This window comes from Nitrincola alkalisediminis (assembly GCF_009821115.1).
Lineage (GTDB): Bacteria > Pseudomonadota > Gammaproteobacteria > Pseudomonadales > Balneatricaceae > Nitrincola > Nitrincola alkalisediminis.
The window spans coordinates 85,056-106,125 of sequence record NZ_VYTY01000010.1 but is presented as its reverse complement, the minus strand read 5'-3'; the positions used below and the strand labels follow the sequence as shown (position 1 = coordinate 106,125).

Annotated in this window: 24 protein-coding genes; 13 read left to right on the top strand and 11 right to left on the bottom strand. The window is 47.1% G+C overall.

The window, feature by feature from the left end; genetic code table 11:
• Position 1: 1 nt before the first annotated feature.
• The 5 genes from asd (at position 2) to F5971_RS14840 (ending at position 3,865) form a co-directional block, all read left to right on the top strand.
• Positions 2–868 (top strand): archaetidylserine decarboxylase, encoded by an 867-nt coding sequence (gene asd, locus F5971_RS14860; RefSeq protein WP_193495707.1) that lies wholly within the window; start codon positions 2–4, stop codon positions 866–868.
• A 91-nt stretch (positions 869–959) separates the two neighbouring features.
• Positions 960–1,997, top strand: a complete 1,038-nt coding sequence (gene ygfZ, locus F5971_RS14855) for a CAF17-like 4Fe-4S cluster assembly/insertion protein YgfZ (protein ID WP_193495705.1) — start codon at positions 960–962, stop codon at positions 1,995–1,997.
• A 136-nt stretch (positions 1,998–2,133) separates the two neighbouring features.
• Positions 2,134–2,805, top strand: a complete 672-nt coding sequence (locus tag F5971_RS14850) for a hypothetical protein (protein WP_036508436.1) — start codon at positions 2,134–2,136, stop codon at positions 2,803–2,805.
• Between the two features lie 10 nt (positions 2,806–2,815).
• Positions 2,816–3,373, top strand: a complete 558-nt coding sequence (locus F5971_RS14845; protein WP_193495703.1) for a FlgO family outer membrane protein — start codon at positions 2,816–2,818, stop codon at positions 3,371–3,373.
• Positions 3,374–3,547: 174 nt separating this feature from the next.
• Positions 3,548–3,865: a hypothetical protein gene (locus F5971_RS14840; RefSeq protein WP_157682228.1), complete on the top strand. Its 318-nt coding sequence runs from the start codon at positions 3,548–3,550 to the stop codon at positions 3,863–3,865.
• On the opposite strand, the gene ung is transcribed toward F5971_RS14840, so the two are convergent.
• The 6 genes from ung to F5971_RS14810 all read right to left on the bottom strand — a co-directional run bounded on the left by ung (position 3,801) and on the right by F5971_RS14810 (position 8,618).
• Positions 3,801–4,484, bottom strand: a complete 684-nt coding sequence (ung, locus tag F5971_RS14835) for a uracil-DNA glycosylase (protein ID WP_193495700.1) — start codon at positions 4,482–4,484, stop codon at positions 3,801–3,803. The genes F5971_RS14840 and ung overlap by 65 nt on opposite strands.
• A gap of 4 nt (positions 4,485–4,488) precedes the next feature.
• A complete protein-coding gene (lysS, locus tag F5971_RS14830) occupies positions 4,489–5,988 on the bottom strand; it encodes a lysine--tRNA ligase (RefSeq protein ID WP_036508431.1) in 1,500 nt (499 codons plus the stop codon).
• A gap of 32 nt (positions 5,989–6,020) precedes the next feature.
• Positions 6,021–7,115, bottom strand: coding sequence for a peptide chain release factor 2 (gene prfB / locus F5971_RS14825; protein ID WP_089503603.1), 1,095 nt, complete (start codon positions 7,113–7,115; stop codon positions 6,021–6,023).
• 140 nt (positions 7,116–7,255) lie between these two features.
• Positions 7,256–7,696 (bottom strand): c-type cytochrome, encoded by a 441-nt coding sequence (locus tag F5971_RS14820; protein ID WP_036508428.1) that lies wholly within the window; start codon positions 7,694–7,696, stop codon positions 7,256–7,258.
• Positions 7,697–7,758: 62 nt separating this feature from the next.
• Positions 7,759–8,271, bottom strand: a complete 513-nt coding sequence (locus tag F5971_RS14815) for a flavodoxin (protein WP_036508686.1) — start codon at positions 8,269–8,271, stop codon at positions 7,759–7,761.
• A 17-nt stretch (positions 8,272–8,288) separates the two neighbouring features.
• A complete protein-coding gene (locus F5971_RS14810) occupies positions 8,289–8,618 on the bottom strand; it encodes a phasin family protein (RefSeq protein WP_036508425.1) in 330 nt (109 codons plus the stop codon).
• 123 nt (positions 8,619–8,741) lie between these two features.
• Between F5971_RS14810 and gloA the strand changes: the two genes are divergently transcribed.
• The 3 genes from gloA (at position 8,742) to F5971_RS14795 (ending at position 10,645) form a co-directional block, all read left to right on the top strand.
• Positions 8,742–9,134 carry a lactoylglutathione lyase gene (gene gloA / locus F5971_RS14805; RefSeq protein ID WP_036508422.1) on the top strand — a complete coding sequence of 131 codons (393 nt, stop codon included), beginning with the start codon at positions 8,742–8,744 and terminating at the stop codon, positions 9,132–9,134.
• A gap of 193 nt (positions 9,135–9,327) precedes the next feature.
• The gene (locus F5971_RS14800) at positions 9,328–10,125 is read left to right on the top strand and encodes a tetratricopeptide repeat protein (RefSeq protein WP_036508420.1); all 798 of its coding nucleotides are present in this window, start codon (positions 9,328–9,330) and stop codon (positions 10,123–10,125) included.
• Between the two features lie 67 nt (positions 10,126–10,192).
• Positions 10,193–10,645 carry an RDD family protein gene (locus tag F5971_RS14795; RefSeq protein ID WP_051514195.1) on the top strand — a complete coding sequence of 151 codons (453 nt, stop codon included), beginning with the start codon at positions 10,193–10,195 and terminating at the stop codon, positions 10,643–10,645.
• 38 nt (positions 10,646–10,683) lie between these two features.
• On the opposite strand, the gene lptG is transcribed toward F5971_RS14795, so the two are convergent.
• Both lptG and lptF read right to left on the bottom strand, forming a co-directional pair.
• Positions 10,684–11,748: an LPS export ABC transporter permease LptG gene (lptG, locus tag F5971_RS14790; protein ID WP_036508418.1), complete on the bottom strand. Its 1,065-nt coding sequence runs from the start codon at positions 11,746–11,748 to the stop codon at positions 10,684–10,686.
• The gene (gene lptF, locus F5971_RS14785) at positions 11,745–12,854 is read right to left on the bottom strand and encodes an LPS export ABC transporter permease LptF (protein WP_036508414.1); all 1,110 of its coding nucleotides are present in this window, start codon (positions 12,852–12,854) and stop codon (positions 11,745–11,747) included. Before lptF ends, lptG begins: the two co-directional genes overlap by 4 nt.
• 97 nt (positions 12,855–12,951) lie before the next feature.
• Between lptF and F5971_RS14780 the strand changes: the two genes are divergently transcribed.
• Both F5971_RS14780 and F5971_RS14775 read left to right on the top strand, forming a co-directional pair.
• Positions 12,952–14,469 (top strand): leucyl aminopeptidase, encoded by a 1,518-nt coding sequence (locus F5971_RS14780; protein ID WP_193495698.1) that lies wholly within the window; start codon positions 12,952–12,954, stop codon positions 14,467–14,469.
• The gene (locus F5971_RS14775) at positions 14,469–14,903 is read left to right on the top strand and encodes a DNA polymerase III subunit chi (RefSeq protein ID WP_193495696.1); all 435 of its coding nucleotides are present in this window, start codon (positions 14,469–14,471) and stop codon (positions 14,901–14,903) included. The genes F5971_RS14780 and F5971_RS14775 overlap by 1 nt, the downstream gene beginning before the upstream one ends.
• A 101-nt stretch (positions 14,904–15,004) precedes the next feature.
• On the opposite strand, the gene F5971_RS14770 is transcribed toward F5971_RS14775, so the two are convergent.
• The gene (locus F5971_RS14770) at positions 15,005–15,466 is read right to left on the bottom strand and encodes a YccF domain-containing protein (protein ID WP_036508409.1); all 462 of its coding nucleotides are present in this window, start codon (positions 15,464–15,466) and stop codon (positions 15,005–15,007) included.
• Positions 15,467–15,562: 96 nt separating this feature from the next.
• On the opposite strand from F5971_RS14770, the gene F5971_RS14765 reads away from it, so the two are divergent.
• Both F5971_RS14765 and F5971_RS14760 read left to right on the top strand, forming a co-directional pair.
• Entirely contained in the window at positions 15,563–15,931 is a 369-nt protein-coding gene (locus tag F5971_RS14765; protein WP_036508407.1) for a hypothetical protein, read from the top strand.
• A gap of 112 nt (positions 15,932–16,043) precedes the next feature.
• Positions 16,044–18,881 (top strand): valine--tRNA ligase, encoded by a 2,838-nt coding sequence (locus tag F5971_RS14760; RefSeq protein ID WP_193495694.1) that lies wholly within the window; start codon positions 16,044–16,046, stop codon positions 18,879–18,881.
• A 214-nt stretch (positions 18,882–19,095) separates the two neighbouring features.
• On the opposite strand, the gene F5971_RS18700 is transcribed toward F5971_RS14760, so the two are convergent.
• On the bottom strand, positions 19,096–19,227 hold the full coding sequence (locus F5971_RS18700; RefSeq protein WP_272944811.1) for a hypothetical protein: 132 nt from the start codon (positions 19,225–19,227) through the stop codon (positions 19,096–19,098).
• 185 nt (positions 19,228–19,412) lie between these two features.
• On the opposite strand from F5971_RS18700, the gene F5971_RS14755 reads away from it, so the two are divergent.
• Positions 19,413–19,607 carry a hypothetical protein gene (locus tag F5971_RS14755; RefSeq protein WP_036508405.1) on the top strand — a complete coding sequence of 65 codons (195 nt, stop codon included), beginning with the start codon at positions 19,413–19,415 and terminating at the stop codon, positions 19,605–19,607.
• Positions 19,608–19,635: 28 nt separating this feature from the next.
• Here the strand turns inward: F5971_RS14755 and F5971_RS14750 are convergent, their stop codons facing one another.
• Positions 19,636–20,754 (bottom strand): DUF3541 domain-containing protein, encoded by a 1,119-nt coding sequence (locus F5971_RS14750; RefSeq protein ID WP_193495685.1) that lies wholly within the window; start codon positions 20,752–20,754, stop codon positions 19,636–19,638.
• Positions 20,755–21,070: the final 316 nt, after the last annotated feature.

Genomic DNA, 21,070 nt, shown 5'->3' with positions numbered 1-21,070 from the left:
TGTGAACAAAGCTCTTTTTATCGGTTTCCAAAAACTAGTGCCTCAACATTGCTTATCGCGTCTCGTCGGATCTCTGGCAAATTGTAAAACACCTTGGGTTAAGAAACGTTTTATCCACTGGTTTCATAAGCAGTATGCGATAGACATGAAAGATGCACTGGTAGAAGACATCGATGCTTATGCCTGCTTTAATGACTTTTTTACTCGCGCACTCAAGCCTGATGCTCGCCCCATTGATACCAACCCGCTGAGCATCGCATCGCCTGCGGATGGTGCCATCAGTCAAATAGGTAAGATTGAGCATGGCCGCGTTTTCCAAGCCAAAGGACGTAGCTATGGGGTAACCACGCTGTTAGGCGGCGATGAATCACGCGCTCAGCCTTTCATCAACGGTGATTTTGCAACCATTTACCTGTCGCCGAGAGATTACCACCGAGTCCATATGCCGATTAGCGGCGTATTAAAAGAGACGGTTTACATCCCCGGTGATTTATACTCAGTGAATCAAACCACCGCCGAAGAGGTTGATCAGCTGTTCGCGCGCAATGAGCGTTTAGTGGCTCTTTTTGACACTGAAATCGGCCCCATGGCCATGGTATTAGTCGGTGCCATGATCGTTGCAGGCATTGAGGTTGTCTGGCAAGGACAAGTGGCTCCACCTCTGAAACAACCTAGAATCCTAGATCGACAATTCTCACCGCCGATTAATTTAGCAAAAGGCGAAGAAATGGGGCGTTTTATGCTGGGTTCTACCGTCATTTTATTGTTTGGAGAAAATGCAATTGAATGGGCGGATGCTCTCAAGGCCAACAGCCCTGTTCAACTTGGTAAGCCTATTGCACAGTTCAAAACAGCCGTGAACACCTAATATCCATGCATTTTATCTGATGATAGTCCATCAGAATCTGTCTAAAATAGTATGAGTTACTTCCAATAAACGAGCAGAGTGTTTGGACAATATGGATTTATCACAGCATGTCTTGTTGAGCCATCTCAATGGTAGCGTTGTAAACGGATTGTTTGAGTGTGAGCAGCCCGCTTCATCATCAAACTGTTGTGTTACGCCACTTATTCATCAAACATTACTGTCTGTTGAAGGCCCTGATGCGCACACTTTTCTTCAGGGTCAGCTCAGCTGCGATCTCCGTGAAGTGGATCAAGACGGTAGCCGCCTAGGGACCCATTGCAACATCAAGGGGCATATTGTCAGCCTGTATCGTGTTATGCGCTCCCCGGCTCAAGGCTATTGGTTACGCGTGCATCACGATATGGCGGATACGGGTTTCAAGCTACTTAAAAAGTACAGTATTTTTTCCAAGGTTAGCCTGCAACCGCTCTTTGAATCTCACTCAGGCTTGGGGTTTTCGGGCGCATCGGCACTTGCCTGTTTAGAGCACTGCCTCGGACAGTCCCTTGCCATGGAAGAAGGCTCGTTCATACGCCATGCCGATTGGACCCTGACACGGACTCCTGGAAATCGTTATGAGCTCTGGGCAACAACCGAGACACTGGTCAGCCTACTACCCGAGGTCCTAACATTGGCCTCACCGGCGCCAACTGAGCAATGGATATTGCAGGACATAGAACAAGGTCTGCCGGATATTCGGCCGGAAACACAAGAAAGCTTCATCCCACAAATGGTCAATCTGCAGGTTTTTAAAGGCATTAGCTTCAACAAAGGTTGCTATACAGGACAAGAAATTGTGACGCGCTTGCAACACCGTGGGCAACTTAAAAAACCCATGTACCGCGCACAGGTCAGCGCAAAACAGGCACCGCTTCCTGGTAGTCTCATAAATAGCGACTCTAAAGAGGGGGTGGGTCAGGTTGTGCTAGCCGCTGCTTCAAACGCTAATGAAAATCAATATGAGGTATTGGCGGTCATTAACAAAGCAAGTGCCGAAAATGAGCACCTTTTCCTTCCAACAGGTGAGCCCATATCACTTTTAGAATTGCCGTATCAGCTAGACCCTAGACTCTTTGAGAGCAAGCGCTAAAAAAATAAAAAAAACGCATTTTTAGCGCTTTTTAACGTGAATTTGACAGTGCAAGTTGGAAATAATTCAATTACACTTAATCAAGTCTCACTCTGATTGCGTCAGCAAGCGAACTTATTTTAAGGAAGCGTTAACCATGATCCGGAAGGTTTCTCTAATCGCGTTAGGTTCTGTTCTGTTAAGCGGATGTTTTAATGTACAGACCTCCCAAGCACCGATTGCCACTACTTATCCATTAACTACGCAGCAAAAAATGCAAGCCGCCCACCATTGGGATGTGTTGGCGATGCACCAAGCTGAGCAGATAATGAGCAATGAACTTCTGCTGGCTAGACCCCTTTACATTAGTGAAGATCAAGCTACGAGCCAGTTCACTCAAGCGTTTGGATCGCTTCTGACCAGCCATCTGGTTAGCCGTGGAGCCAGCGTTAAAACAACCGAGGCAAACAGTTTAAGTGTGAGTTTCACGGTGCAAGCCGTCAAACACAAAGATCGTGGTTATGTACGTGCACCTCAAGGCGCATTAACAGCGCTAACCGCAGGGATTGCCGTCGCAACGATTCCGTACAACAAACTCAGCGAGCCAGCGTTAACCCTAATCCCTCTTGCCGCCACTGCCGACCTATTTAGCGGTAACTGGACTAGCAAAAGCGATCAGGAAGTGATTATCACCACGCAAGTAACGGATAGAGACCGAATTTTATATTCAACCTCTAACATCTATTACATCAACGGCGGTGACCATGATCACTATCAATCTCGCCGTGTGACACCCACTCGCACTGTTAACTTAACGAATAATTGGTAAGGAGTACCTAATGAAAAGAATTGGAATTCCTTCGTTGCCGCAAGCAGCCATCCTGTTTTTGGTTATGCTATTTGCTGTTGGGTGTAGCAGTAATCGCCCTGTAAATACGGCAAGCCAAGACGTTCAAGTGGATGTTGTCGGTGAGTTGCGTAAAGCGTCCAAGCATCTTTTTGCAGTCACAGCTCCGCTTGATATTAGCCAACCTGTGCTAACGGCCAGCTTTGCGAGCATTGACGACTTGCAACAATCTTCAACGTTCGGTCGTCAAGCGGCTGAAGTCTTCACATCTGAACTTGCACGCACTGGAGTGCCTGTTGTTGAGGTGAAAATGCGTGATAGCCTGTTCATTCAAGAAAGAACGGGCGAATTGATGCTTTCCAGAGAACTTCGCCACCTATCGAGCTCACACAATGCTCAGGCGGTTCTGGTCGGTACTTATGCCGTTGGCGGAACGCACTTGTATGTTAACGTACGTGTCGTTCGCACAGCCGATAATGTCATCTTAGGCTCACATAACTTCAGCCTACCGATCAATCGCGACATTCGAAGCATGCTACCTAGACGCTAAGATAGGCCTTCATCAAAAAAACCAGAGCAATGTCTCTGGTTTTTTTTGCTTCTCACTGACACCCTGATCTCAAAAATGCCCTCTTTTTAACCCTACAAATTACTATTAATGCTATTGATAATAATTATCAATAGTAATAGTATGAGGGTAATCACTCAACTGGAGGCTCTCATCATGACCGAACAAACAGCTTGTGACTTATCGGAATACCTGTCGTATCACTATGATGAAATACACGCCTATTTAAGCGGCCGCTTTGGCTCAGAAGGCTTCGCTGAAGAAATCATTAGCGATCTGCTTTTTTATTTATGGAATACGCCTATGACGGCCCTCCCTCAGCAAGCCATGCAGAATATTCTCATGCTCGCAGGCCGATTAGGAAACTATCGGAAGCAGCGCCAAAAGCTGATTAGAGACGATTTACAGATTAAACACTATCAGGTAGCTGCCAGTTTATCGGCGCTTGATGGTGTTGCTCTAAATAAAGGTTAGCCTGACTAAAATGACGACATCCCAAAAAACCACGATGCGCGGATAAAGGCGATGGATGAGGTGATTTAAGCACTAAGTGCTTATTTAAATTGATCACACTTCCCTTTTTTTGCGCATAACTCCCCCAGAGCATAAAGACAACGTTTTCACGCTGCTCATTCACCAACCCAATAATACGGTCGGTAAAAGCCTCCCAGCCTTGCCCCTGATGCGCATTCGCTTTGCTGTGTTCGACGGTTAACACACTGTTGAGCAGAAGCACTCCCTGCTCTGCCCAAGTGTCTAGATAGCCATGTGAAACAGGCCTAACGCCAAGATCTGCTTGCAGTTCTTTGTAGATATTCTGCAAAGACGGAGGCACCCTCACCCCGGGCCGAACCGAAAAACACAATCCATGCGCTTGACCGGGCTGGTGGTAAGGGTCCTGCCCCAGAATCACAACTTTCACCTGAGACAAAGGGGTTGCTTCCAATGCATGAAACCATTCATTGGAAGGTGGAAAAATCACCTTATAGGCATCTTTTTCAGCACGCAAAAACTGCTTTAGCGCCTGCATATAGGGCTTTTGCAGCTCATCGTCCAAATAAACTTTCCACTCAGGTGCTTTTTCCAATGCCATTCGACTATTGACTCCGAGGACGCATCGCAGGAAAGAGAACAACGTCTCTAATCGAAGGTGAATCTGTGAACAGCATCACCAAACGGTCAATCCCTATACCTTCACCCGCTGTTGGCGGAAGACCGTATTCTAGAGCATTGATGTAATCCGCATCGTAATGCATGGCTTCATCATCACCTGCATCTTTTTCTTCGACTTGACGACGGAAACGCTCTGCCTGATCTTCTGAGTCATTTAACTCAGAGAAACCATTAGCAAGCTCACGTCCACCGACAAAAAACTCAAATCGATCGGTTACATGAGGGTTTTCATCGTTTAGACGCGCTAAAGGACTGACCTCGGTTGGGTATTCTGTAATAAAGGTCGGCTGATCTAAATGATGCTCAACCGTTTTATCAAAAATCTCCATTTGCACACGGCCCAGCCCCCAGTTATCCATAAGGCTAATCCCTAAACGCTCCGCTATTTGACGTGAAGCATGCAAATCAGACAGGGCTTCTGGCGCTATATCAGGGTTGTAATGAAGGATAGAATCAAACACACTGATGCGACGGAAAGGTTTAGAAAGATCGTATTCAAAACGCTCCAACACATCACCGTCTTCATTGCGAACAGTATTCACAATCGTCGTCGTACCCAGAATATCCTGAGCCAAGGTGCGCAACATATCCTCAGTCAAATCCATGAGATCATGATAATCCGCATAAGCCTGATAAAACTCAATCATGGTGAACTCAGGATTATGACGAGTTGATAGCCCTTCATTTCTAAAGTTTCGATTAATCTCGAACACACGCTCGAAACCGCCCACGACCAAACGCTTCAAATACAGCTCTGGGGCTATACGCAAATACATTTCTAAGTCCAAGGCATTGTGATGCGTCACAAATGGCTTGGCTGTCGCGCCACCCGGTATGCCATGCAGCATAGGGGTTTCGGCTTCGATAAAGCGACGATTAATCAGGTACTGACGAATACCTGCAACGATTTTAGAGCGAGTTTCAAAAACCTTACGCGACGAGTCGTTGGTAATTAAATCGACATAACGCTGACGGTAACGCATTTCGGTGTCTTGTAAACCCTTGTGCTTTTCGGGCAATGGACGCAAGCTTTTGGTCAGCAACTGAAACTCTGCCATATCAACGTAAAGGTCGCCTTTACCGGACTTATGCAAAATCCCCTTAACGCCGACAATATCGCCTAAATCCAATGACTTAGCGAAGGCTCTCGCCTCTTTATTGACATACAACTGGATGCGACCGGTCATGTCTTTGAGCACGATAAAAGCGCCTCGATTTAACATGATCCGTCCGGCGACAGCTACGGTTATGGCCTCTTCTTCAAGCTCTTCCTTGGTTTTAGCACCATAGGCCACTTGCAAGTCGTCAGCATAGCTGTCACGACGAAAGGTATTTGGAAAAGCATTGCCCTGCTGACGAAGCGCGGTGAGTTTTTCACGGCGCTCAGCAATAAGGCGGTTATCATCTTGTGTAACTTCAGACATGAAGTAATTACCCTAGCTATCTAAAAATTCAATCAAAGACCGGCTTTCAAGCTGGCAACAATGAACAAATCCAGTTCACCATCCAGAACGCGGTCACAATTCGAGGTTTGCACATTGGTTCGAAGATCTTTAATGCGCTGATCATCTAACACATAGGAACGTATCTGACTTCCCCAGCCAATATCGGCTTTTGAGTCTTCGAGCTCTTGTGCCGCAGCGTTACGCTTTAACATTTCCATTTCATATAGCTTAGAGCGCAACTGCTTCATACAGACGTCACGGTTTTGGTGCTGTGAACGAGCTGACTGACTTTGAACCACAATTCCTGAAGGTTCGTGTGTAATTCGCACCGCAGATTCTGTTCGGTTAACGTGCTGACCACCCGCACCTGAGGCTCGGTACACATCGACGCGGAGATCGGCAGGATTGATTTCAATCTCAATATTGTCGTCTATTTCTGGTGACACAAACACGGACGCAAATGACGTATGGCGTCGACCACCTGAGTCAAAAGGCGATTTACGGACGAGACGATGCACCCCTGTTTCTGTTCTTAACCAGCCAAATGCGTACTCGCCTTCAAAGCGAATCGTCGCACTTTTGATACCGGCAACATCCCCATCTGATACTTCGATCAGTTCGGTTTTAAACCCCTTATCTTCACCCCAACGCAAATACATGCGCAGCATCATATTGGCCCAATCCTGAGCTTCTGTGCCCCCCGAACCTGATTGGATATCCAAGAATGCATTGTTGGCATCCGCCTCACCAGAGAACATTCGGCGGAACTCCAGATCCGCCAACTGCACACCGAGCGCCTCGACATCAGCCAACACTTCGGCAAGGATCTCTTCATCCTTCTCTTCAAAGGCTAAATCCAGCAAATCACGCGTATCGGCAATGCCTGAAGACAATTGATCAAGCGTTTGTACTGTATGACTTAAAGCCGTGCGCTCACGACCCAATTGCTGCGCATTTTCGGGCTGGCTCCATACATCGGGGTTTTCGAGCTCTCGCTCAACCTCTTCCAGACGCTCTTTTTTTGCATCATAGTCAAGATAACGCCGCAAGGTAGCCGTGCGCTCAGCGTAATCTTTGAGGTTATTCAGAATAGGGTTAATTTCCATGATAGAACTTACGGACTCAGGGTTCAAATAAAGCCCATAGTTTACCTGAAATGGATCAATCTTTGAATTATAGAAGAGGGACACAGGGGAAAATCTGGCAGGAAAAATCCACAGATTCCAGCCAGATTCGAGACGAAACGTTACTGTCTTTCGCGGAAGTTGTCGTGACAAGCACGGCAGGTTTGACCAAGTTGCCCCACCGCAGGACGCAGTGCTTGCAATTCGCCTTTTTCAGCTGCCGCCACTAGCTCGGCTGCATGCTCCTGAAAACGTTCCATACCCGCCGAAAACTGCTCGAAGTTATTCCATATCTCAGGTTTAGCACCGCCCCCTTGAGTACCCTCACCAAACCCTTCTAGTGGCATGTAACTCAAAGCGGCTACCTGACGTGCATGATGCAGAGCGGCATCCGCGTCAAAGGCTTTATCTCCACGAGCCATGGCACCCAGTGGATCCATGTGCCACTTCACCGCTTTATAAATGGACTGGCGATATTCGATTGATGCATCAGCATCTGCCATTACATGGCCCGCCGACACAAAAGCCACCGAAGCCAACATCGACATTGCAAGCTTTCTCATATTAATATCCTTTTTCATTTTCAGGTTAAACCCATATCAGTTTATACTGATATCGCCTTAGTTTAGATCTTTTCGAAAGCCTTGCATACCTCATCAAGCCACAGAGCAACACGCTCTGCTGTCTCAGCATGCTGACCGTCTTCATCCAGCGCCAATCCAACAAAATGCGTTCCATCCGCATTTAGTGCTTTTGAAGCTTCAAAGCTATAACCTTCGACAGACCAAGGCGCAACGAGTTCACCGCCCCTCTCCAACAACACATCGGCTAACATCCCCATTGCATCGACAAACCATTCTCCGTAGCCTATTTGATCGCCCAAGCCAAATAGGGCAATACGTTTACCCACAAAGGACATGTTTTGCAACGCCTGCCAATGCTCAGCCCAATCCTCCTGAAGCTCACCAAAATCCCACGTGGGTATCCCTAAAATGAGGCAAGGATAGTTACCAAGAGCCGATACACCTTCATGAGCAATATCGTGCAGATGGGCAACGTCACCCAATTGCTCAGCGATTAAATGTGCAACATCTTCCGTATTGCCCGTCGTTGACGCATAAAAAATACCAATATCCACGCTGCAATGTGTATCCATTACTTATATTGTGTGAAACGAGTCAGCGAACCCGACGCCAGTTTTTCGACTGCCGCACGAGCATCTTGCATGGCTTTAAGGTTTTGCGCATTTGCAGATCTCAGTGTTTGCTCAAGCTCTTTCGCGTAAGCCTGTTGCAACTCCAATAACTCAGCTGGTGTTTTGCATTTTTGAATCGCTTGCGTTTGCTGCATTGTTGCTTCTAAAAACGCCTTGGTACATTCCATTTGATGGCGACTTAACTCTTCAAACATCTGAGTTTGAATGGACACGAGATCTTTGAACGGCTCCATCGACTCATTCATAAATTTTGTCATATCCTGAAACATGTCATCTCTCCTGCAATCAAATATAATTAGGTGTATCTTATACATTCTTTAATTATCGGTGAATTATTCTTTCTGGCAAGCTTCATTGGAATTCTCTTGCCTAATTTTGTTAGAGGCCACTTTATGAGACTGTTACACACTATGCTTCGCGTCGGCAACTTAGAAAAGTCACTGGACTTCTACACCAATGTATTGGGCATGTCCTTGCATCGACAAAAAGACTATCCCGAAGGTCGATTCACTCTGGCATTTGTCGGGTATGGTGACGAATCTAAACACTCAGCCATTGAACTCACGCACAACTGGGACACAGACGCCTATGAGCTGGGCACAGGCTTTGGGCATGTCGCGATTGAGGTCGACGATGTCTATGCCGCGTGTGAGCGCATCAAAGAAAAGGGTGGAGAGGTGGTTAGAGAAGCCGGGCCAATGAAACATGGCAACAGCATTCTTGCATTCGTCCGTGATCCAGACGGCTATATGATCGAGCTTTTGAGCCCTAAACGCCAAGATTAAACCGAACAACCGCCTTATGGCGGATGTTGATAGGCGTTTTTTTTGGTACTATTCGTTCATTAAAATAATTTAAAATTTTGCCAAGCTTATTAGGCTTGGCTTACTTATATATTGGCTGCTCAATTCGACCTGTACACAAAACAAATGCAGGTAAACTAAATTTGACTCGATCCTATCGAGAGGTATGCGTTTAATGAAAAGATCTACTCTCATGGCAGCAGCAGGCCTCCTGTTTACACTTCAGTTCAGTCCCGTTTCTGCAAACGACATTAAATCCGCCCAAGAAGCCATTGCGTCGCAAAACTACTCTGCTGCGCTAAATATCCTGCAACCCATGACAAGGGACGGCAACCTAGAGGCCGCAAATTTGTTAGGGCAAATCTTCGAGAATGGCTGGGGAGTCACCGAAGACGCGATTGAAGCGGAACGACTCTACAGCATCGGTGCCAACCAAGGCCACCTAGACAGCGTAACCCGTTTACGTGCACTGAAAAACAAAGCCTATGCGGTGGAGTTTAAACGCTTAAGCCCTCTGGCTGAGGCCGGCAATGCCGAGGCACAAAACACCTTGGGTGAAATGTACGAGTTTGGCAAGGGTGTTGAACGCAATACAGAAGAAGCCTATCGCCATTACAGTTTAGCGGCCGATCAAGGCTTAGTTGCTGCTTGGCACAATCTAGGCCGCTGCTACAATTTTGGTACAGGAACTGAGCAAAACTATGAAACCGCTGAGCACTGGTACAGACAAGCCGCTGAGCGTGGTTACACTCAATCTCTTTTCTTTTTAGGTACACTCTATGCCACCGATCATGGCACAGATGACGCTTACAGCAGTGACATTATCGCGTTTGCTTGGTTAAAAAACGCAGCTGACTTGGGTGATAAAACCGCTCAACCGATTGCGCAACGCTTGCTCATGAAACTAAACGATACCGAAGTTGAAACGGCAAAGCAGTTGGCAGAAACCTACAAAGCTCGATACATCAACTAACCTATCAACCGACATGCCTTCTCTTAAAATGAGTTAGGCATGTCGGTTGAAGTTTGGAATAGACTCTATGCTACTCAACTCCCAACGCCCATTTCGCGGACCGCAATCAGACATGCGCCCTGCAAGCCTCGCCAAACGTCTTTTGGCGATGCTCTACGATTTCATGATTATTGTCGCCATCTGGATGATCACAGGCTTTGTGGCTGTTGGCCTTAACGATGGCGAAGCCGTTGAAGGCCCCGCCCTCAAAAGTGCACTATTCATCATTACATTTTTGTTCTTTGGTTTTTTTTGGACGCGCAACGGACAAACACTCGGTATGCAAGCCTGGAGAATTCGAGTCCAGTCACTGGGTGGCTATAAGCTCACTTGGACTCAGTCTTTATTGCGTTTCTTCTTAGCCGCTCTATCCATGCTCTGCTTTGGTTTAGGCTATCTTTGGATGCTTTTCAACGACGAAAAATTGACTTGGCACGACAAACTGTCTGAAAGCTGTGTCGTACAACTGCCTAAGAATTGATACCCGAGACGTCTTTTTCATGCTAAAAAAAGCAGGCTTTAACCTGCTCTTTTTAGCAACAGTGACCCCACAGCAACGCTGATCAGAATCGGCAAAAGCGTTGCAAGCAAGGGAGGAAAGCCGAAAACACTGCTGGCAGGCCCCAGCAAATCCTGTCCAAACTTAAACACCAGCCCCAGCACAACACCTGTAATAATTCGTTGTCCCACCGACACACTTCGTAAAGGCCCAAAAATAAACGAGACACCAATTAAAACTAAGGCCCCGATTGATAAAGGCTGTAACAACTTTGCCCAAAAGGCCAATTGATAGGTGTCTGCATTCACACCTTGGGCTTCTAAATACTGTGAATACTCATACAATCCCGTAATCGACAAATCCTGAGGTTCCACAACCACCACAGACAAGAGCTCCGGCGTCAAACCACTGTCCCATCGCTCTTGCAATCGAGATTCAGATCGGACGTCCTGATCGGATAAAAACGAATGTTCAACTGAACGAAGAAGCCAATACCCCTCTGGTTGATATTCAGCACTTTGCGCGAAACTGCTTTCTCGCAGTTGCTTATTATCATCAAATAAATAGCGCGTAACGCCATGCAGCTTGGCGCCCGACTCAACAGCGTTGATATGAATAAACAAACTGCCTTCTTTATGCCAAAGACCCGCACGTGAAAACACCATGCCGCCGCCCGCCATTGCAACAGCTCTCACACTTTGAGCACGTTGTTCTGTGATTGGAGCGATATACTGTCCCAGCAAAATACCGCCCAACGCCAAAAGTGCGACGGGCTTAAACACGGCCAAGAGAATTCGAGCCGTTGAAAAACCAGCCGCCCTCATGACAGTCAGTTCGCTGTGTGATGCCAGCATACCCAAACCGAGCATAGCCCCCACCAGACTGCTCATCGGTATAAATTCATAAACGCGCCGTGGAAAGGTCCAAGCTACATAGGACATAGCCCCAGACAAGGTGTAGAAGTCATTAAGATTGCTCAGCTGATCCAAAAAGGCCATGAGACAGTCAAGTCCAATAATCACCAAGAGCACCAAGACTATTGAGCGCAGGACATGCCCCATGATGTATCGATCCATCAGATTCATGCGACCTCCTTCTTACGCACAACACTCAAGACAAGGCTGACACAATAGCGCCCCACTCGACCCCAAAACTCAGAGAGTGCAATCAAATTAAAGGCCAAACACATAAAGCCAAAATGAACAGCCCAAATACTCGCTGGATGACCGCCTTTTTCGATTGCGGAGCGTGCAGTTGTAAGCAATCCCACATACAGTAAATAGCCCAAAATGGCTGGAATAAGCCGCGCAAAGCGCCCCTGCCTTGGATGTGCATGACTTAAGGGAACCGCAATTAACGCAACCACCAAGGCCAGCACAGGCAATGACAAGCGCCAATGCAACGCAGCAATTGATTTCGGGTCTGACTCTTGCATCAACTGCAAGGTCGGGGTTGCATCCGTATCACTCATTTCATGGCTAAAATCAGGTTCAGGCAACAAAATCCCATATTCACGATAGGCAATTTCAGTAAACGCCAAATCGCCTGGGCGTCCATCGTAACGATAGCCATTATGCAAGACTAAAAAGCGCTGATTCTGCTCTGTCAGCAGTCGACGTTCAGCAGACTCGGCAAATAACAGCACGGGAGCCCCGTCTTTCGTTTGCTGTGCCACAAACACTTGCTTGAGTCGGTCATCTTCAAAGCGCTCGGCATAGGTCACTTGCCCTTGTCCTTGCGACAAAAAGCGCCCGGGGGTGAGCATGTCCAATTCACTGCGCGACTCTTGCTGAAGAAACACCTGATTGGCTTGAGATAAGCCGTAAGGGGTTAACCATAGGGACAAACTGGCCACCAAGGCACTGATGAACAGCGCAGGCCCAAGAGTATAGGTGACCAACCGACGCGTACTGAATCCAGCCGCCTTCATGACCACCATTTCACTGTCGAGGTAAAGACGACCGTACCCCAATAGCACACCCAAAAACAGCCCCAATGGTAGTAAAAGTTCAAGAAAACCTGGCATCCGGTAGAGTAAAATTAAAAACACCGCCACAGCCTCGAGCTTACCTGCCGCTGCATCTGCGAGGTATTTCGCCAGTCGTGCGCTGATAATGATTAGCATCAACACCGATGTCACAGCAAAGGTACTGATTCCAACTTCACGGAATAAATAACGAAATAAGATCAAGACATAATCCTAGTCGAGAGCATAGAGATAAAGGATACAAATGGTTTATAGTGGTATTATCTCTTAATCGCATTTGAATGTCTTGCTTGGAGCCCACATGTTTTTTGAAATCGTGAATGACAGCCCTGTTAGTTTAAACGCTGACTGTTTAGTCATCGGCCTCGAAGCCGATGGCAAACTAACACCCACAGCCACTGCTGTTGACCAAGCCTCAAACGGGCACTTAAGCCAACTGATCAAGATGGGCGATCTGACTGGAAAATCAGGCGAACAGCAAATGCTGTTTAACCTGCCAGGTATTGCCAGCCCTCGCGTGCTGGTTGTTGGCTTAGGCAAATCGGATGAGCGTAAAGATCGACACTTTCGCAAGCTCATCAAAGGCCTAGATACCCTACTCACTAAACTTGCCTGCAAGCACGTTGTGCTGGCTCTGGACGGTTTAGCCAGTGAACACCAAGATGTTTACCGCCAAACACGCTTACTTGTTGAGTGGATTTCCACTGATTTTTATCAGTACGACACCACAAAGAGTAAAAAAGCTGAGCCGACTCGCATAGAACAGCTATCGATTTACCTTGAAGACAGCTTAACTGAGCTTGGCGAAAGCGCCCTTTTGGATGGCGTCGCTATTTCAAATGGTATCAATGCTGCCAGAGAACTGGGCAACCTTCCGGGCAACATTTGTACACCGACTTATCTTGCCAATAAAGCCAAAGCCCTTGAAAGCGAGTTCGACACCCTCAAAGTCAAGATTCTTGAAGAAGACGACATGGACAAACTCGGCATGCACAGCCTGCTATCCGTAGGCCGTGGCAGTGCCGAGCCGTCTAAATTGATCGTCATAAAATACCTCGGTGGCGATAAAAACGACGCACCTCACGTATTGGTTGGCAAAGGCATCACCTTTGATACAGGTGGCATCAGCTTAAAGCCTGGCGCTGGCATGGATGAAATGAAATTTGATATGTGCGGTGCTGCAAGCGTACTGGGCACTATTGAAGCCGCCGCCGAAATGCAACTCCCGCTGAACATTATTGCGATTGTTGCCGCCGCTGAGAACATGCCAGGTAGCAAAGCCACCAAACCCGGTGATGTTGTTACCACGCTATCAGGCCAAACCGTTGAGATATTAAATACCGATGCTGAAGGTCGCTTGGTGCTGTGTGATGCCCTCACTTATGCAGAGCGCTTCAAGCCTGCAAGTGTGATCGATGTTGCAACCCTCACAGGTGCTTGCATTATTGCACTGGGGCACCAAGCGTCTGGGTTGTTATCAAACAATGACTCCCTCGCTGAAAACCTCCTCAAAGCAGGTGACTACGCATCAGACCGCGCATGGCCTCTTCCTTTATGGGATGAGTACCAAGAGTTGTTGGACTCAAACTTTGCCGATATGGCCAATATTGGCGGACGCTCAGCGGGCACTATCACGGCTGCGTGTTTCTTATCACGTTTCACAAAGGCTTACCCTTGGGCACACTTGGACATAGCGGGCGTTGCTTGGAACAGTAATGGTAAAGAGAAAGGCGCAACGGGCCGCTGCGTTCCATTATTGTGCCAGTACTTGATCGATCTGGCTGAAAGCATCGACATGCCTGAGCATGACCACCACTAATGGCGAGAGCAGATTTTTATATTCTGCCCCAAGCAGATGAACAGAGTCGCTTTACGTTCATCTGCCGGGTGTGCGAGAAGGCACTTGAGCAGGGGTTGAGGGTCTTTATTTATACCCGCGACCCAGCTCAAGCTGAGTATTTAGATCGTTTTATGTGGGGCTACCGCGAAGACAGCTTTTTACCGCATCACCGCATTGGGCAAACGCCCAGTGCGCCGATTAGTATTGGCTGGGGGGAGCAAGCGCCCGATCATCGATCACTGTTTATTAATGCCGCCGATCAATTGATTGAGTTGGCCTTTGAGTTCGATCGCATAGCCGAAATCGTTGTTCAAGATCAAGCATTGCTGGATGCGTCGCGCCAAAACTATGTGCGTTGCCGTGATCTTGGCTATGAACTGAATCGTGTGGATATGAGAGCGCGCCAAGGCTAATCCACCTAAGCGCTCGATAATCAACATAAAATTCGCATATCCTTTCGCACATCAAAAATAGCTAACCACCCCAGATTACTGGGTAAGGTTAGTCACTGTTGTTAGCGCTTGTTACGTAAATGCACGAGGCTTGCGTTCGCATTTTGCATTCGCACAGCCTCTGCCACTTCGCGCGTCACAACGGTTTTACCAATTGGCGCTAAAGCGATGCCCGCAAGTTTTAAGTGCTGAATCGAAAACGGAATACCGATAATCGTCATAAAGCACAACACAGCCGCAAACACATGCCCAATCGCTAACCAAATACCCGCAAAAATGAACCAAATAATATTGCCAAGCCCACCCAGCGCCCCAGTACCTATATCAGACTGCTGATACAACTCTTCTCGACTGATTGCCTCTTTACCAAACGGAAAAAATGAGAACTGCCCCATCACAAAACATGACCGTCCCCATGGAATACCCACCAGGGTGATAAAGGCAAGTACACCCACAATCCACCATAGCAACCCCATGAACACACCGCCCAAAACAAACCAAAGAAAATTACCGATAACTCTCATATTTAACTCTATCGATTCCTTAACATGTTGGGCGTATGCTATGCCTTTTAGACAGTCGAATCTATTTAATTTATCAAACTGAACCGGAGCACTTCGATGGCACCTCTTACCTTAAAAAATCTTGGATGTATTGGACTACTGCTCACCTTTACACTCAACGTAAACGCTAGCGAATACTGGACAGGTGGTATAGGTTTGGAGTCACGCCAAGAAGCACCACAAAAAAATACGCGTTTTGAGTTTTTTGATCAAAGTCGAGCTTATATTGCCGATATTGACTTTACGATTACCAATTCCACAGGGGATACCCTTATCGAGGGTCTTGCCACAGGACCTTGGCTTATTTTAGAGCTACCGGATGGGCTATACACCTTTACAGGTACGCAGCGCGACACAAAAACACAACGCCGTCATCCTTTCTCTGTTCGTCAGGGTCAGTCCCAAACGCATCGAATACAGTACTAATCCATTACAACGCTACACCCTATCTTGATGAGTCGTTATAATATCGAGTTTTCCGGAACATCGTATTATAACGATCGCCCCCCGGCCCGATTATTAAATGACCGAGAGCAGCATGGATAAGACCTATCAGCCACAAGATATTGAACGCACCTGGTACGAAAAATGGGAAAAAAGCAGTTACTTCGCCCCATCTGGTCAGGGCGAAGCTTACAGCATCATGATTCCGCCTCCCAATGTCACCGGCAGTTTGCATATGGGTCATGCCTTCCAAGATACCATCATGGACTGCTTGATTCGTCATCAGCGTATGCTGGGGAAAAACACGCTGTGGCAAGCCGGTACCGACCATGCAGGTATCGCAACACAAATGCTGGTTGAGCGTAAACTGGCTGCAGAAGAAGGCAAAACCCGCCACGACTTAGGTCGAGAAGCCTTTATCGACAAGATCTGGGAATGGAAAGAAGAGTCCGGCGGCACGATTACCCGCCAATTGCGACGCATGGGAGCCTCCATCGACTGGACCCGTGAGCGTTTCACCATGGATGAGGGCTTTTACAAAGCCGTACAAGAAGTCTTTATTCGCTTGTACGATGACAAACTGATTTACCGTGGTAAACGTCTTGTTAACTGGGACTGCAAACTACATACCGCCATCTCTGATCTGGAAGTTGAAAATAAGGATCAATCAGGGCATTTATGGCATTTCCGTTACCCACTGGCCGATGGCATGAAGACAGCTGAGGGTAAAGACTATATTGTCGTTGCCACCACTCGACCCGAGACCATGCTGGGCGACACAGCCGTTGCGGTAAACCCCACGGACACACGCTATTCATCTCTTCAAGGTCAGTTTGTGGAACTTCCGCTTGTCGGACGCCGCATTCCCATTATTGCCGATGACTATGTCGATGCCGAATTTGGTTCGGGCTGTGTCAAAATCACCCCAGCCCATGACTTCAACGACTACGAAGTCGGCAAGCGTCATCAACTGCCGATGATCAACATTTTGGACCCTAACGGTGCAATATTAACCCGCGCCGAGGTTTACAACAGTGACGGCAGTGTAAACGGCGATCTGGACGACAGACTGCCCGAAAGCTACCACCTGCTTGATCGTTTTGAGGCCCGTAAACGGATCGTTGAAGAGTTTGACCAACTCGGTCTCCTTGAAAAAATTGATGATCACGCCTTAAAAGTGCCCTACGGTGATCGCTCAGGCGTTGTGATCGAACCTCTGCTCACAGACCAGTGGTTCGTTGCTGTTGCCGACCTGGCCAAACCGGCTATTGAGGCGGTAGAACAAGGCGATATCCAGTTTGTGCCGAAGCAATACGAAAATATGTATTTTTCATGGATGCGTGATTTGCAAGACTGGTGTATTTCCCGCCAACTCTGGTGGGGACATCGTATCCCCGCTTGGTATGATGACTCCGGCAATGTATACGTTGCCCGCACAGAAGCCGAAGCGCGTGAAAAGTATCAGCTAGGTCACGACCTCCCCTTAACACAAGACAATGATGTTCTGGACACCTGGTTCTCCTCTGCTCTTTGGACCTTTGGAACCCTGGGGTGGCCGGAAAAAACACCTGAACTGGAAACCTTCCACCCCAGCAGCGTGCTGGTGACAGGCTTTGATATCATTTTCTTCTGGGTTGCCAGAATGATCATGTTCACCCTCAAGTTCACTGATCAAGTTCCCTTCAAAAAGGTCTACGTGCACGGCTTGGTACGTGATCAAGAAGGTCAAAAGATGTCAAAATCCAAAGGCAACGTCCTTGACCCCTTAGACCTCATTGATGGCATTGAACTGGAAACACTCGTTGAAAAACGCACTGGCAACATGATGCAACCTCAATTGGCTAAGAAAATTGAAGCGCAAACACGCAAGCATTTCCCAGAAGGCATTGCGCCCTATGGCACAGATGCGTTGCGCTTTACCTTCTTATCCTTGGCGTCCACGGGTCGTGATATCAAGTTCGACATGAATCGCATGGAAGGCTACCGGAACTTTTGCAATAAGCTCTGGAATGCGACACGCTATGTGCTCATGAACACGGAAAACCAAGACTGCGGAACTCAGGATGAGCCCGTTGAACTCTCGCTGGCTGACCGTTGGATCATCTCAAGACTGCAAGAAACCGAAGCGCAAATCGCCAAGCATTTTGAAGAGTATCGTTTTGATTTACTCTCAAACGCCCTGTATGAGTTCGTCTGGAATGAATACTGCGATTGGTATCTTGAACTGTCAAAACCTGTACTTTGGGATGAGCACGCCTCGGCTGAACGCCTTCGTGGCACACGTCGCACGCTTGTTCGCGTTCTTGAAGCAATACTGCGTTTAGCGCACCCCATGATGCCCTATATCACTGAAGAGATCTGGCAAAAAGTCGGTCCTTTGGCAGGCAAAACAGGCGATACTCTGATGCTTCAGCCTTATCCTATCGCTGAGCCTCATAAAATAGACAGCCAAGCCAATAGCGATATTGAATGGCTAAAAGGCGTGATGCTGGCCATCCGTAATATCCGTGGCGAAATGAATATTGGTCCAGGAAAGGCCATTTCAGTGCTTCTGCGCAACACCGACGCTGAAGATGAACGACGCCTCATTGCAACAGAATCTTTGTTAGTTAAGCTGGCGAAGCTTGATAGCATAGAGCGCCTGGCTACCGATGCTGATGCACCTATGTCCGCAACAGGACTGGTGGGCGCAATGGAAATCCTGGTACCCATGGCAGGCCTGATTGATAAAGATGCTGAACTTGCCCGCTTGAATAAGGAAGTTGACAAACTCAATAAAGAAATTGAGCGTTTGGCTGGCAAATTGTCCAATGAAGGCTTTGTCAGCAAGGCCCCTGCTGAGGTCGTTGCTAAAGAAAAAGAGAAATTAGCAGATATGCAAGCGGCTTGCTCTCGCTTATCAGAGCAAAAAGCATCAATTGAAGCGATGTAAACTGGAAGCAATATAAAGGTTAGGAGCCTCAAGGCGCTGATTTCTTTAAAAGGAACAGTGCCTTGACTGGTGAACGAACGCCGAAGCAAAAAAATTCCCTGCTCGTCTAACACCAGCAGGGATATGTAGCGTCTCTCGCCCAACTCTCAACAGTCTTTTTAATTGACGATCAAACGACCCATACAAAAAACGAATTCTGGCACAGTAAACGCGTTTACTTCTTTTGATCTTCATTCATTAGTTGACGCATTTTTACACCCGCCCAAATCATAGCAGCAGTAATGCCCACCACACCGATCAAACTTGGAACCAGAACTTCTAAACTGTGAACATCGATACCAAACATAACCCACCTCTCTCAGACTCTTTAGCGTATGAGAATAGGTTACTTGGATTGAACTGGTCATATATTGATCTAACTCAACGAACGAGACTATTCTGCTTAATCCGTTCAAAGACGCTTTCCTTTACCTCATTACGATTCAAGCTGGTCTATACTGAACATGAATGAATACGTTTTTGGGAGGACATATGAGCAAACTTAATCAACGCTGGACACCTGAACAACTTTTGAAAATGAATGAAGAGAGCTTTATGGTGGAAGTGCTCGACATGATTAAATTCTCACCTGAAATAGATGATACCGACGCTCAGGTGAATACGATGAAACAGAAACTAACCCTGATTGAGGAGATGATTCAAACAAGGTTAGCCACGAAAAAATAACTCAACTCACAACCCACGAGGAGGCGCGCTATTCTTCTTCGATTAATATCCACTGCTCGGGTAAGGAAATCTGCTCAGGCAAGAACCTAGGCCCTGATACCAACACATCGGGCCAGGCTAGCAGCATAATGGCCAACACATTACGATGTTCCCCTCGTTCCAGATGGAATACACCTTCTGGCGAGGGGATCATCCGGTGTTCGACATCAAAACTCTGTATCAGGGCCTGTTGAATCTGTGTAACAGCCTCTGGCTCGGGATTGCCTAGCAGCATCAAACTGATGCCAACCTCCGCCAGTATATCCTCTGTCGTATCGCGTAAGAGTTGTTCCCTATTGGCGATAAAATAGTCTGCAATCCAGCCCAACGCCGCCTCATCGGCTGGCTGTTGATAGTAACGGCTGTCAGCAATAACGACATGGGTTAACCCATAAATTTTATTTCGATACTGATTCAGGCTCAGCACAGCATCACGCTCGGATGGGTATATATGCCCGAAAGCTGACAAAAATTCATCGCGATAGTCAGCAATACCTAATTGGTGCAAAAACCAAGCAATATTGGCCGCTTGCGCCGCATAATGTTGAATCGCATTTGGATGGGTCACAAGCCCTAAAAAATCGGCCTCTGTCAGCACTTGATACACACGCTCAGATTCGTCACCCAGCGCCCAGTCGAGAAGTCCGTAGTACTCAAGCTGAATCATTCTAAACAGCAAACTGCGCGCAAACGCCATGCCTTCAAACTCTGACAATAGCTGTGCCCGCTGAATTTGCCGTTCAGTTCTTCGCGGCATGGATTCAAGCATCGTTTGGTTGCGGCTTTGAACATAGTACTCATCAGCCAGCAACTCATCGATATCTTGACGCACACTTTTCACTAGATTTCCAGCGTATAAACGATTGTAAAACAAATACTCAGGATCCCCAGTGATGCGATACAAGCGTTGCGCATAGTGACGTTGTTTGGAGAGAGGCAAACTGTGCATTTCAGACTCATATCGATCTCGAATGAGCTCGGCCACCTCCAACCGGGTGAGCGACTGCGAGGTGGATGCTCCCGTGCACCCTGTCGCAAGCAACAGGATAAGCATAACCACGCCGAACAATCGAAACGACACACACGACCACGGACTTAAACGGCGCATACATTCTCCTAATACAACAAACTGTTGTTTGTCATATTAAATCAGACCATCAAATATTTAAAACAATATTTTTTAAATAGAAATTGAATAGTCAAAAAACAATTAAGATCACTCAAAATCTATTTTTAATCAAACACGTAGCGCAAAAACATCTTGTTATTCATTACCTTACCCACATAAAAATCTCTAAATACATTTTACAAAGACCATAAATAGCATTTAAAATCAAATACTTAAATAGACACAAAAATCTATTTTAATTTGCAAGCTATCAATAAGTTCTTTAAAATAGTCATAAATTAATTTAGAGCATTCG